We start from the raw sequence: 13,390 nt of genomic DNA, 5'->3' as shown, positions 1-13,390 counted from the left end.
TCATTTGACTTTTTAATAGTGAGACTATACAATAGAACAATAAAGGAGTGACTATGACCATTTCAGTAATTGTTCCTTGTTACAATGAGGAAGAAAGCCTTCCGCTTTTCTATGCGGAAATGGAAAAAATAAAGCCAAGACTTCATGATAACTTAGAGTATATTTTCGTCAATGACGGGTCTCAAGACAGAACCTTGGAAGTTTTGCACGAGCTTAATATGATGGATCCCAATGCCCACTTTATTTCTTTTTCTAGAAATTTTGGGAAGGAGGCGGCTTTATATGCTGGTCTTCAGCATGCCACTGGAAAGCTTGTGACGGTCATGGATGCGGATTTGCAAGACCCACCTGCATTATTGATTCAAATGAAAAATATGCTAGATGAAAATGCTGAATTGGATTGCGTAGGAACGCGTCGTATAACACGCGAGGGAGAACCTCTGATTCGTAGTTTTTTTGCGAAGATGTTTTATAAATTGATTAATAAAATTAGCCAAGTTGAGATGGTAGATGGAGCGCGTGATTTCCGTCTCATGCGTCGACAGATGGTAGATGCTGTTTTAGAGGTTTCTGAGTATAATCGTTTTTCCAAAGGGATTTTTGCTTGGGTTGGATTTAAAACAAAATATTTGGAATATAAGAACGTGGAGCGAGTTGCAGGAAAAACCAGTTGGAATTTCTGGCAATTATTGAATTATTCTCTAGAAGGGATTATAAACTTTTCAGATGCTTCTTTGACAATAGCTTTTTGGGGAGGTATTGTTGCCTGCTTATTGGCATTTTTCCTTATCATTATTGTCATTATTCGTACCTTGATTTTTGGGGATCCTACAGCTGGCTGGCCTTCTATGGTATCGATTATTCTTTTTCTAGGTGGTTTTCAGTTGTTGACTATTGGTATTTTAGGAAAATACATTGGGAAAATTTTCATGGAAACCAAAAAAAGACCAATTTACGTGGTTAAAGAGAAGAGCGAGTAGAAAGCAGATTTTTTCTGCTTTTTTTGATATAATGGATTTGTTGAATGTTTATTGTTCAGAAAGGAATTTCAAATGATTTTAATTACAGGTGCTAATGGACAACTTGGGACAGAACTTCGTTATCTTTTAGATGAACGCAATGAAGAGTATGTGGCAGTTGATGTAGCAGAAATGGATATTACCAATGCCGAAATGGTAGAGAAGGTTTTTGCAGAAGTGAAGCCAAGTCTTGTCTACCACTGTGCTGCCTATACAGCTGTGGACGCAGCAGAAGATGAAGGTAAAGAACTGGATTATGCAATCAATGTCACAGGAACTGAAAATGTTGCTAAAGCAGCCGAAAAGCATGGTGCAACACTTGTTTACATTTCTACAGACTATGTTTTTGCTGGAGATAAGCCAGTTGGGCAGGAATGGGAGGTAGACGATCAACCAGACCCTCAGACAGAATATGGTCGCACGAAGCGCATGGGAGAGGAATTGGTTGAGAAATATTCTAGCCGTTTCTACATTATCCGCACAGCTTGGGTCTTTGGAAATTATGGAAAGAACTTTGTTTTCACTATGCAAAATTTAGCGAAAACACATAAAACTCTGACTGTTGTCAATGATCAACACGGTCGTCCGACTTGGACGCGTACGTTGGCTGAATTTATGACGTACTTAGCAGAAAACCAAAAAGAATTTGGCTATTATCACTTGTCGAATGATGCCACAGAAGATACGACTTGGTATGACTTTGCAGTAGAAATCTTAAAAGATACAGATGTCGAAGTTTTGCCAGTAGACTCTAGTAAGTTTCCAGCGAAAGCGAAGCGGCCACTCAATTCTACCATGAGCCTAGCTAAAGCTAAGGCAACCGGCTTTGTCATCCCAACTTGGCAAGATGCCCTCAAGGAATTTTATAAACAAGGAAAGAAATAAGGTAGAAGCAGCCGAAAGGTTGCTTTTCTTTTCTATTTTATGTTACACAAACGATTTATAAAGTGATATAATAGATTAGATTGCAAAATCTTGAAATGAGGAAAATCATGCAACATGTATTCATCATAGGAAGTCGTGGCCTTCCTGCTAAATATGGTGGATTTGAAACCTTTGTTGAGAAATTAGTGGAGAACCGCATATCTCCTCAAATCCAATACCATGTAGCTTGTTTATCAGATGATGAAGCTTATCATCATTTTGATTACAAAGGCGTAGATTGTTTTACGATTAGAGCGCCAAAACTTGGTCCAGCTCGCGTTATTGCCTATGATATGATAGCAATCAACTACGCACTTACATTAGTCAAGCAACAACAGATTGAGCGTCCTATTTTCTATATCCTAGGAAATACAATCGGAGCTTTTATCGCACCTTTTGCTCGAAAAATTCACCATGCTGGTGGTATCTTTTATATCAATCCTGATGGACTTGAGTGGAAACGTGCCAAGTGGTCTAAGCCCGTTCAAAAGTACCTCAAATATTCTGAGAAAGTGATGACCAAGCATGCCGATTTGGTGATTTCGGACAATCAAGGAATTGAAAGCTATATCCAGAAAGCTTATCCGTGGGCTAAAACCACCTTTATTGCCTATGGGACCGATTTGCGCTTGTCGTCTTTAACTGCTCAGGATGAAAAAGTTCGACACTTTTTTGACACGTGGGCAAGTAAGGAAAAAGATTATTATTTGATTGTTGGGCGTTTTGTTCCAGAAAATAACTATGAAATCATCATTCACGAGTTTATGAAGTCACAGACGCAGCGAGACTTGCTGATTGTCTGCAATCATCAAGGTAATGCTTATTTTGAAGAACTACGACAAAAAACAAATTTTGACCGAGATGAGCGGATTAAGTTTGTCGGTACTGTTTATGATCAAGATTTATTGAAGTATATTCGCAATCAAGCGTTTGCTTATATTCATGGTCATGAGGTCGGCGGCACCAATCCTGGTCTCTTAGAAGCCTTAGCTCAGACAGATTTGAATTTGGTCTTGGGTGTGGACTTTAACCGACAAGTGGCAAAAGAAACAGCTCTTTACTGGGATAAGAAAGAAAACAGCCTAGTTGATTGCATTCATCAGGTAGATAAACAGTCCGACTTTTCAGATCTAGGTCAAGCTGCGAAAGAAAACATGAAAGAACACTACACTTGGGAAAAAATTGTGGGTGAATACGAGGAATTATTTTTATCATGAAAGTGACTATTCTCATGTCCACCTACAATGGTGAACGGTTTTTAGCAGAACAAATTGAAAGTATTCGGCAGCAGACCCATACAGACTGGCAGCTGTTAATCCGAGATGATGGTTCTAAAGACAGAACGCGTGAGATTATTCAAGATTTTTGTCAAAAAGATAATCGCATTCATTTTGTGAATCCTGATAGCGTTGAAAATCTTGGTGTTATCAAAAGTTTCTTTTATCTTTTGAAATATCAAGAGTCAGATATTTACTTTTTTAGCGATCAAGATGATGTCTGGCTACCTGAGAAAGTAGAAATGCAGCTAGAAGAAGTGATTAAACACGATACCAGTCAGCCTTTGCTGGTTTACACGGATTTAAAAGTTGTAGATCAAGAGTTAAATGTCGTACATGGAAGTATGATTCGTACACAGTCTGACCATGCAAACACGGAACTGCTCCAAGAATTAACAGAAAATACTGTTACAGGCGGCGTTTCGATGATTAACCAATCTCTGGCTGACTTATGGACAGGCCAAGAAGCTCATGATCTTCTCATGCATGACTGGTATTTGGCTTTGTTGGCAGCAGCTTTTGGTCATTTAGTCTATATAGACCAACCAAGTGAATTATATCGGCAACATTCCAATAATGTTTTAGGTGCAAGAACCCTCAGAAAAAGAATGCAGAATTGGATTCGCCCGCATATTCTCTTCGCAAAATATTGGAAATTGATTCAAGATAGCCAAGAACAAGCAAGGAATTTATTGGCCTTGCCTCTGACTGCTCAAAATAAAGAACTGATAGAAAATTTTGTGACAATTATGGAAGTCCCGTTTATGGAGCGCTTGCATCGTCTTCAAAAATATGGCTATCGAAAGAATCGCGCCTTCCACACTTTTGTCTTTACAACCCTAATTCTTACAAAATTTGCTTATAAGGAGTAATGATGGACTTATTTAGTCGAAAAAATATGATTCTCTTACGCGAGATGATTAAAACAGATTTTAAATTACGGTATCAAGGGAGCTTGATTGGCTATCTTTGGTCAATTTTAAAGCCCCTTCTAATGTTTACAATTATGTATTTTGTTTTTATTAGATTTCTTCGTTTAGGTGGGAATGTACCTCATTTTGCAGTAGCTCTTCTTTTAGCTAATGTTATCTGGTCTTTTTTTTCAGAAGCGACTTCAATGGGCATGGTTTCAATTGTTACCCGTGGAGATTTACTTCGTAAGTTGAACTTTTCTAAACATATTGTTGTCATTTCAGCAGTAGCAGGGGCAGCCATCAATTTTTCAATTAACCTTATAGTTGTTTTGATTTTTGCGCTTGCTAACGGGGTTTGCTTTACCATTTCTGCTTTATGGCTTCTTCCATTATTTGTAGAATTATTTCTCATTGCAAGTGGTTTAGCCTTTATCTTAGCGACTCTTTTTGTTCGTTTTCGTGATTTATCTCAAATTTGGGAAGTCATGTTACAAGCTGGATTATATGCAACCCCCATTATTTATCCAATTAGTTTTATTGCAGATAAAAATCCTACGGCTGCAAAGCTTGTCATGATGAATCCATTAGCTCAAATTATTCAGGATATGCGTTATTTCCTGATTGATAAGGCAAACACTCCTATTTGGCAAATGATAAATAATAAGTTTATTGTAGCTATTCCATATTTATTGCCATTTCTTATCTTTATAGTTGGCTTTTTGATATTTAATAAAAATGCTAAAAAATTTGCGGAGATTTTATAATGTCAGATAAAAAAATTGCAGTAAAAGTTGATCATGTTAGCAAATATTTTAAACTACCTACAGAAGCAACCAATAGTCTTCGTACAACCTTAGTGAATCGCTTCAGGGGCATTAAGGGGTATAAAGAGCAGCATGTTTTAAAAGATATCAACTTTGAAGTTGAAGAAGGTGACTTCTTTGGGATTGTTGGTCGTAACGGTTCTGGGAAATCAACACTTTTGAAAATTATTTCTCAGATTTATGTTCCTGAAAAGGGCAAAGTCACGGTAAACGGGAAAATGGTTTCCTTTATTGAACTTGGTGTCGGCTTTAACCCAGAATTAACTGGACGTGAAAATGTTTATATGAATGGTGCACTTCTTGGTTTTAGTACTAATGAAATTGATAATATGTATGACGGTATTGTTGAATTTGCAGAACTCGAAGAATTCATGAACCAAAAATTAAAAAACTACTCCAGCGGTATGCAGGTCCGCTTAGCTTTTTCTGTTGCTATCAAGGCACAAGGTGATGTCCTGATTTTGGATGAGGTCTTGGCAGTGGGTGATGAAGCTTTCCAACGCAAGTGTAATGATTACTTCATGGAACGCAAAAAATCAGGCAAGACGACCATTCTGGTCACTCATGATATGGGTGCAGTTAAGAAATATTGTAATAAAGCTGTGTTGATTGAGGATGGTTTAATAAAGGCTTACGGAGAACCGTTTAATGTTGCTAATCAATATAGTTATGACAATACTGAGCAAATTATTGAAAAAGATGAAGTCGAGAATATCAAGGATGAAGTTATCCAAGTTGAAAATGTTAGTGTTAGTCTTCATTCTCCTACTTGTATAACGCCTAACGAAAAGGTATCTTTTACAATTTCTTATGATGTCCTTGAAGATATTCCAACTTATATTGCTTTGTCTTTGACGGATATTGACCGCAATATTTGGATTTATAACGATAATTCAATGGATTTGCCAACATCGGGAACAGGTCATAAGCAAGTAACTTATGAGTGTTCGTTGCCAAATGTTAATAATTTGAAAATGAAATTAGAGGTTACTGTGCGTGATAAAGCAGGACAAATGCTTGGTTTTGCTGATAGTATACAAACACCGATTATTTGGATTAACCGTGATGATATTGCGCCAGATGACAAATCTGCCTTGGATTCTGCTAGTGGTTTAATTCAGCGAAATGGAAATTGGATCTTTAATGATTAAAAGTTGAGGATATAAGCATGCCAAAAGTATCTGTTATTTGTACAAATTACAATAAGGGAAAGTGGATAGCAGATGCTATTGATAGTTTTTTGCGCCAAAAAACCAATTTTGAATTTGAAATTATTCTGGTTGACGATTGTTCTACAGATGAGTCAGTTGATATTATCCGCAATTATGGACAGCGCTATCCTGATAAAATTCGTACTTTTTTCAATTCTGAAAATCAAGGGATTGCCAAAACTTGGGTTGCTATTTGTAAGGAAGCTCGCGGTCAGTATATTGCCCGTTGTGATGGGGATGATTACTGGATAGATGATGAGAAGTTGCAAAAACAGGTTGACTTGTTGGAAACTACACCAAATTCTAAATGGTCTAATACAGAGTTTGATATGGTGGATTCCTTTGGTAGAACAACACAGGCAGATGTCTTTAAAAACCAAGTTATTCCACTATTGACTTCTTACGAAGAGATGCTTGTCTTGAAGGGAATGACCATGGCTTCAACTTGGCTGGTTGATACTGATCTGATGCGAGAAGTTAATGACCTCATTGATGTTAACACTGCGGACGATACTTTTAACATCCAACTAGAATTATTTCGACGAACGACCCTGAGTTTTTTGCCAGACTCGACCACGGTTTATCGAATGAATCCAGAGTCGGATTCACGCACTCAGGATGATGCCAAGCTTCAACGGCGTTTTGAGCGTTTATTACAAACACAGTTGGAATATTTAGAAAAATATCCTTGCGACTACCAGCGTGCGCTTGAGCTATTACTTAAACAAGATAATCGTTTTGAAATTGCTCTGTCTCAGAAAAGTAATCTGGTATCACAGGTTGATAAGCAGTATGTGACGATTTATTTTTCAGGTGATGATGAAGAGTTTAGCCAAGAGCGAGTGCTGGAAATCCCTATGAAGTATCAGGATAGTTTTTCATTTGATTTGCCAGAAGATACAGTGCGGTTGCGAATTGACCTTTCTGAAATTGAAAGCTTTTATAAACGTGTTTCCTTGGTTGCTAATGATTATCAAACAGAAATCCTTCCAAGTTTAACTAATGGCAAGTTAGTTGGTGACTATGTCTTTTTCAATCATCCGGATCCACAATTGATTTATGATATTTCGAAAATTGAAAAGAAAGATTTTACATTAAACTATTCAATGTTTAATGTAGATAATATCACTTCAAATGACTTTGTGGCAAAACTCCTAGCTAAGGATCTTTTTAAAGTATCGCAAGAACTAAAAGAACTTAGTTCTTATAAAGTTCAGTTTGAAATAGCTAGCCAAGAGCGTCTGCACTACAAGCAAGCTCTGGAAGAAATGGTCGTTCGTTACAATTTGGTTACCCATTCACGTCGTTGGATGATTCCAACAAAAATTATCAACTTTTTTAGGAGAAGAAAATGAAGCGTCTGCTTTTATACGTGCATTTTAATAAATATAATCGTGTGAGTTCGCATGTTTATTTTCAACTGACACAGATGCGACCACTGTTTTCAAAGGTTGTTTTTATCTCAAATAGCCAAGTTAGCGAGCATGATTATCAGAAATTAGTTGATTTACATTTGATGGATAATTTTATTCAACGTGAAAATGTCGGGTTTGATTTTGCAGCTTGGCGTGATGGCATGACTCATGTCGGCTTTGATGATATTACAACCTATGATGTTGTTACTATCATGAATGATACTTGTTTTGGTCCTCTTTGGGATATCAAAGATTATTATCTCAATTATGAAGCCAACGACCAAGTTGATTTCTGGGGCTTGACCAATAATCGTAGGACAAAAAAATCTCGTCAGACGCAGGGCTTTCCTGAGCATATCCAAAGTTACTTTATTACTTTTAAAAAGCCGGTTATTGCATCTTCGGCTTTTAGAAATTTTTGGGAAAATGTGAAAAATCATACAGATGTCCAAGAAGTTATCAATGATTATGAAACCAAGGTAACAACGACCTTTTTGGCTGCTGGTTTCCGCTACCAGACGGTCTTTGATACAGTTAATGAAGATACAACAGGCATGCTTCATCCTGACTTTTCTTACTATAATCCAACGGCTATTTTAAATCACAAAGTTCCCTTCATAAAGGTTAAAGCGATTGATAATAATCAGCACATAGCCCCCTATCTCTTGGAAGAAATTGCTAAAAAGTCAGATTATCCAGTGGATTTGATTGTTTCACATATGTCTGAAATTAATTTCCCTGATTTTAAGTACCTTTTAGCACGCAAATATATTCAGACAACGGCACCTACTTCTTTGTCAAACAAGAAAATTGGGGTGCATCTGCATGTCTTTTATGTTGATTTGTTAGAAGATTTCCTAAAAGCATTTGAAAACTTCCATTTTGCTTATGATTTATTCATTACAACTGATAATGATACTAAGAAATTAGAAATTGAAGCAATTTTAAATCAGAATCATAAAAATGCTCATACTTTTGTGACAGGTAACATTGGTCGTGACGTTTTACCAATGTTGAAATTGAAAAAATATCTGTCAACTTATGATTATATTGGACATTTTCATACAAAGAAATCTAAGGAAGCTGATTTCTGGGCAGGCGAATCTTGGCGTAATGAATTAATTGATATGTTAATCAAACCTGCTGATAATATCCTTGCTAATTTTGAAAATGATAAGCTAGGCCTTGTTATTTCAGATATTCCAACCTTTTTCAGGTATAATAAAATTGTAGATGCATGGAATGAACACTTAATCGCTCCTGAAATGAATGATTTATGGTACAAAATGAAGATGACTAAGCCAATTGATTTTAATACTTTTCATACTTTTGTTATGAGTTATGGAACTTTTATTTGGTTTAAGTATGATGCATTGAAACCATTATTTGATTTAGATTTGACAGATAAAGATGTTCCTATTGAACCATTACCTCAAAATTCAATTTTACATGCTATCGAAAGATTAATAGTTTATGTTGCATGGAATGAACATTATGATTTTAGAATTTCTAAAAATAAAATTGAAATAACACCTTTTGTCGATAATAAATTATACAATGAACGTGGCGATAGGGCACCACACACTTATGTGGATTTTACATACATGGGTGGCATAAAAGGAGCCTTCAAATATATCTTTATTGGACCAGCCAGAGCGATTAAATATATTATTAAAAGGATTCTAAATAAAAAGAATTGAGAGTGCTATGAAAAAAATTAAAATTGATTATATCTATTTGGCAGTTATATTTTTTCTTTTTTATATTTTAGGAAATTATAGTTTGATAAGAAGTGATCAAGGAAGTTTAATTACTCGAAAAGTAGAATTTTTTTCTGGGATATTACCTGAAAGTTTATACTATTTTTCCATTTTGATATTGGGTCTTTGTGTATTCTTTTGTAAATTTCGTAAAAAATTTTATTTCAAATTAGTACTTATTCATATTATCTATTGTATATTCTCTTATCTTGTTACCATATCAATGAATATTAATAATCCAAACTTTAATATTTTGAGCTTTAACAAAAATCATTTACTGCAATATAAAAGTTTGCTTCCAGTTCTTTTAATTTTAAGTATTTCTATTTTAAGTACATTTATTTATAGGATGATAAGTCCAGGGAAGAGAGGCAAGAAAATAATTGATGTTGATAAACTTACATTTTTATTTTCTACTAATTCACTCTATGAGAATTTTTTCCTTTCTCAATTTTTCCTTTTATTTTGTATTAATGATAGTAAAATAACTTGGGTTATTTCAAATGATGGAATCTTTAATCAGTTTGGAACGGTTTCTTATTTTTTTGAAACATCGTTAGCTATGGTTTTTGTTCTTTTTATCATATATTTGAGTATTCGTGGTATTGAAGATATTGTAAACAATAGAGGGACAGTTTATTCATCAATTGTGGTTAGTATTTTCTTTGGCTTGTTTTTTAATGTACTTATACAAATGAGTATGGGATTGGGTGTTGGTGATTATTGGGGACTTTATACGTTACCAGGTTCGACTAGTTTCCAAATTATAACAATAGCATTACTATCTTTATTTATTTTGTACTCAATAGATTTTTACTAGCTAGCATATTATTAGTTACTATACTTTCAATTTTTACTTATGCTAATTTTTTGAAATTTCGTATGCGAAGTGAACCAATTTTACCGAGTGATTTAGCTTGGTTGTTATCGCCCAAAGTGCTTTTATCTTTTGTTAGCCCAAATAACATAAAATATCTTGTGATTTTATTATTAGCAGGATCAGTTCTTTATATTGGCTTAAGAAAATTTCTTTTTAAACAAAATATTTTTTCATCAAAAAGATATCAAATAACATCATTGACTATGATTATTTTAGCATGCTTGTTTGTTCATTTAATATTCTCAAATAAAAAAGATAATAAAATTGTAAATGGTATTCCAATTTTATCTAAAATTAATAATAATCAAGATATTACATGGATGGGAAATACGACTCATGCTCATTTTAAATCTCTAAGTTTTGTTTGGCTTAATCAGCTTACAACCCAAAATATGCAATATCCCAAAGGATATAATCAAGAAAAAATTAAAAGTATTGAAAAAAATACAAATCTTTGACTAATATCATGAATCAATCTCGTAGTGAGGTTATTGAAAAGCAAACAGTAATTTATGTTTTAAGTGAAAGTTTTGCCGACCCTAGGCGCATAGATGGTGTATCTGTTAGTGAAAATCCGATTCCAAATACTGAAGGAATTAAAAATAACGTAACTAGTGGTCTCATGAAATCGGATGGCTATGGTGGTGAAACAGCAAATATGGAGTTTCAGACATTAACAGGTTTGCCTTTTTATAATCTCTCTCAAAGTGTATCTGTAATCTATACTGAAGTTGTTCCAAAAATGAATAAATTTCCTTCGATTAGTGATCAATATAATAAAAGTAATAAAATTGCTATCCATTTAGAAAGCTCAACAAATTATGCACGTAATGTTATTTATGAAAAATTAGGTTTTAAAGATTTTATTACACAAGATACTAAAAATATTAAATATGAAAATGAAGGTTATCATCCAAGTGATGCATCAACTTATCAGTTTGTTTTAAATAATATGAATGATAACGGACAATTCTTTTCTGTTATTTCAATGCAAAATCATTCGCCATGGGCTGAGCAAGAACCGAGTGAATTAAAAACAAGCAACGATAGATTCTCTAGCGAGGAAAACGACCAATTAAGTAACTATACTTGCTTATTGTATCATACGGACGTAGCCACAAAAGATTTTCTTGATCAACTTTCAAAAGTCAATAAGAAAGTTACAGTTGTTTTTTATGGAGATCATTTACCAGGGCTTTATCCACAGTCAGCTTTCAAAAATAATCCAGAGAGTCAATATTTAACAGACTATTTTGTGTGGAGTAATTATGAGACACCTAAATTGGACTATCCGATTGTAAATTCAAGTGACTTCACAGCTCTATTATTAGAACAAACCAATTCAAAAGTGTCACCTTATTATGCTTTATTAACAGAAGTTTTACACAAAGCAAGTGTTGATAAAAAAGATTTGGATGAGGAAGGGCGGCAAATTGCAGAAGACCTGAAACTTGTTCAATATGATATGGTGGCGGGTAAAGGCTATTTGTCAAAAGATTTTTTTATAGTACATAGTGAGTAAAAAGCTATAATAAGTAGCTCTACAAATCTCTATAGTTGGCTAAAAATTCAACTATGGAGTTTTTTCTTATGAAATGAGTTATGAATAGAATATAACAATATTTAAAATTGATTTTGTCATTATTTTTTGTCGAAAAGAATTCTTCATCTTTTTATGACATGAAAAGAAATTGGCATCAAGAACAATAAAATTTTCTTTGGTGTGTTAAAAGTTAAGATGCTTTATAGATTTGAAAACAGATTTAATTACTAAACGAGTTAATTAGTTAATGCGATGATTACAACAAAGTTAGAGTTCAAAATAAAAAGAACCAAAACCAATACAGGCTTCAGTCCTTAAATCAACTATTTTAGCTTCTTTTTCAGTATTTTAATCAAAATAGAGCAGATCTTTACTTGTACTTGTAAAGACTTCAAAACCATCTTTGGTGACATGACCGCAGTCTTCAATACGAACGCCAACTTTTCCTGGAATATAAATTCCAGGCTCAACAGAGAAGCACATACCTTCTTCGATAACCATATCGTTTCCTTCCATGATAGATGGAAACTCATGTACGCTCATACCGATACCATGTCCCAGACGATGATTGAAATATTCACCATAACCGGCTTTTTCGATGACTTCGCGTGCTGCGCGGTCTACTTCATGAGCTGTTACTCCGGGCTTGATGAAGTCAAGAGCTGCCCGTTGAGCTTCAAGCGTTAGATTGTAAATGTCTTTTTTAAACTGATCTGGTTTTCCAACAGCAACTGTCCGTGTCATATCGCTGGCATAACCATTGACCATACAGCCAAGGTCAAATAGAAGCAGGGCATTGTTTTCGACTTTGTTTGCACCCGGAATGCCATGCGGATTAGCAGCATTATCACCTGTCAAAACCATGGTTTCAAAGCTCATCTCATATCCGAGTTGCTTGATACCGAAGTCGATTTGAGCAATAATATCTGTTTCTGTTTTATCGAGAGAAATAGTCTCAAAACCAATCTTAACAGCCTTATCTGCATATTCTCCAGCAACAAACATTTTCTTAATTTCATCGGATGATTTGATGAGACGCATACGATTGATACAAGGTGTTAAGTTTGTAAATTCAGCTTGTTCAAAAACAGTACGCAATCCATTGTATTTTGTCAAAATCAAGTTATCAAACTCAACAGCAACTTTGTGGAAACTGCTAGCTGGCAAGGCTGCTCTGATTTTTTTCCATGGATTTTCAGAATCAACATAACCCACAACCTTGAAATCAACAATCGCACTAGCGCGATCTACTTCAAGAGCTGGGACAAAGAGCAGTGGTTCATGATTTGTGAAAATAAAAAGAAACATCTGGCGTTCATGAGGGTCGCTATAAAATCCTGTTAAATAATTAATCGTGACAGGATCAGAAACCACGGCGACATATGTCTTCTCTGTTTCTAAATAAGAAATAATTTGATTTATTTTGGTCATTCTGTTACCTTCTTTCTACTCCTCTATTTTTGCAAAAAAACAAGTAAAAATCAAGAGGACAGTAAGAACTTTTTTGTCGCTTCAAAAATTTCACAGATTGGGTAGATTTTTCTTGTAAAATCATTGATAAAATTGCTAGAAATTTGCCTAAAGAACAAGATTTTTCAAAAAGTTATCAAAATGCTTGAAAGT

At 34.6% G+C, this 13,390-nt stretch carries 12 protein-coding genes; 11 read left to right on the top strand and 1 reads right to left on the bottom strand.

Features of this window, described 5'->3' with window-relative positions; translation table 11 throughout:
- Positions 1 to 53 precede the first annotated feature (53 nt).
- From HMPREF2634_RS00975 to HMPREF2634_RS09835, 11 genes are all read left to right on the top strand, one after another.
- Positions 54 to 980, top strand: a complete 927-nt coding sequence (locus HMPREF2634_RS00975) for a glycosyltransferase family 2 protein (RefSeq protein ID WP_021001525.1) — start codon at positions 54 to 56, stop codon at positions 978 to 980.
- A 72-nt stretch (positions 981 to 1,052) separates the two neighbouring features.
- The gene (gene rfbD, locus HMPREF2634_RS00970; RefSeq protein ID WP_003025193.1) at positions 1,053 to 1,904 is read left to right on the top strand and encodes a dTDP-4-dehydrorhamnose reductase; all 852 of its coding nucleotides are present in this window, start codon (positions 1,053 to 1,055) and stop codon (positions 1,902 to 1,904) included.
- Positions 1,905 to 2,011: 107 nt separating this feature from the next.
- Complete coding sequence (gene cps2T / locus HMPREF2634_RS00965) at positions 2,012 to 3,160, top strand: beta 1-4 rhamnosyltransferase Cps2T (RefSeq protein WP_003025189.1); 1,149 nt, start codon at positions 2,012 to 2,014, stop codon at positions 3,158 to 3,160.
- Positions 3,157 to 4,092: a glycosyltransferase family 2 protein gene (locus tag HMPREF2634_RS00960; RefSeq protein ID WP_003025187.1), complete on the top strand. Its 936-nt coding sequence runs from the start codon at positions 3,157 to 3,159 to the stop codon at positions 4,090 to 4,092. The genes cps2T and HMPREF2634_RS00960 overlap by 4 nt, the downstream gene beginning before the upstream one ends.
- 2 nt (positions 4,093 to 4,094) lie before the next feature.
- A complete protein-coding gene (locus tag HMPREF2634_RS00955; protein ID WP_003025184.1) occupies positions 4,095 to 4,898 on the top strand; it encodes an ABC transporter permease in 804 nt (267 codons plus the stop codon).
- On the top strand, positions 4,898 to 6,109 hold the full coding sequence (locus HMPREF2634_RS00950; protein ID WP_003025182.1) for an ABC transporter ATP-binding protein: 1,212 nt from the start codon (positions 4,898 to 4,900) through the stop codon (positions 6,107 to 6,109). Before HMPREF2634_RS00955 ends, HMPREF2634_RS00950 begins: the two co-directional genes overlap by 1 nt.
- Before the next feature lie 17 nt (positions 6,110 to 6,126).
- Positions 6,127 to 7,524 (top strand): glycosyltransferase family 2 protein, encoded by a 1,398-nt coding sequence (locus HMPREF2634_RS00945; RefSeq protein WP_003025178.1) that lies wholly within the window; start codon positions 6,127 to 6,129, stop codon positions 7,522 to 7,524.
- Entirely contained in the window at positions 7,521 to 9,284 is a 1,764-nt protein-coding gene (locus tag HMPREF2634_RS00940; RefSeq protein WP_021001526.1) for a rhamnan synthesis F family protein, read from the top strand. Before HMPREF2634_RS00945 ends, HMPREF2634_RS00940 begins: the two co-directional genes overlap by 4 nt.
- A gap of 7 nt (positions 9,285 to 9,291) precedes the next feature.
- Positions 9,292 to 10,164, top strand: coding sequence for a hypothetical protein (locus HMPREF2634_RS09845; protein WP_051148113.1), 873 nt, complete (start codon positions 9,292 to 9,294; stop codon positions 10,162 to 10,164).
- Positions 10,165 to 10,214: 50 nt separating this feature from the next.
- On the top strand, positions 10,215 to 10,682 hold the full coding sequence (locus tag HMPREF2634_RS09840) for a hypothetical protein (RefSeq protein ID WP_218969908.1): 468 nt from the start codon (positions 10,215 to 10,217) through the stop codon (positions 10,680 to 10,682).
- Between the two features lie 8 nt (positions 10,683 to 10,690).
- Positions 10,691 to 11,746 carry an LTA synthase family protein gene (locus HMPREF2634_RS09835; RefSeq protein WP_106079246.1) on the top strand — a complete coding sequence of 352 codons (1,056 nt, stop codon included), beginning with the start codon at positions 10,691 to 10,693 and terminating at the stop codon, positions 11,744 to 11,746.
- Between the two features lie 369 nt (positions 11,747 to 12,115).
- On the opposite strand, the gene HMPREF2634_RS00930 is transcribed toward HMPREF2634_RS09835, so the two are convergent.
- Positions 12,116 to 13,198, bottom strand: a complete 1,083-nt coding sequence (locus HMPREF2634_RS00930; RefSeq protein ID WP_003025164.1) for a M24 family metallopeptidase — start codon at positions 13,196 to 13,198, stop codon at positions 12,116 to 12,118.
- Positions 13,199 to 13,390 lie beyond the last annotated feature (192 nt).

Origin of the sequence: Streptococcus sp. HMSC034B03, from assembly GCF_001838575.1 — a bacterium.
In the GTDB taxonomy this organism is placed as follows: Bacteria; Bacillota; Bacilli; order Lactobacillales; family Streptococcaceae; genus Streptococcus; species Streptococcus anginosus.
The sequence above is the reverse complement of the archived record's forward strand: the minus strand, read 5'-3'. Positions and strand labels throughout refer to the sequence as shown.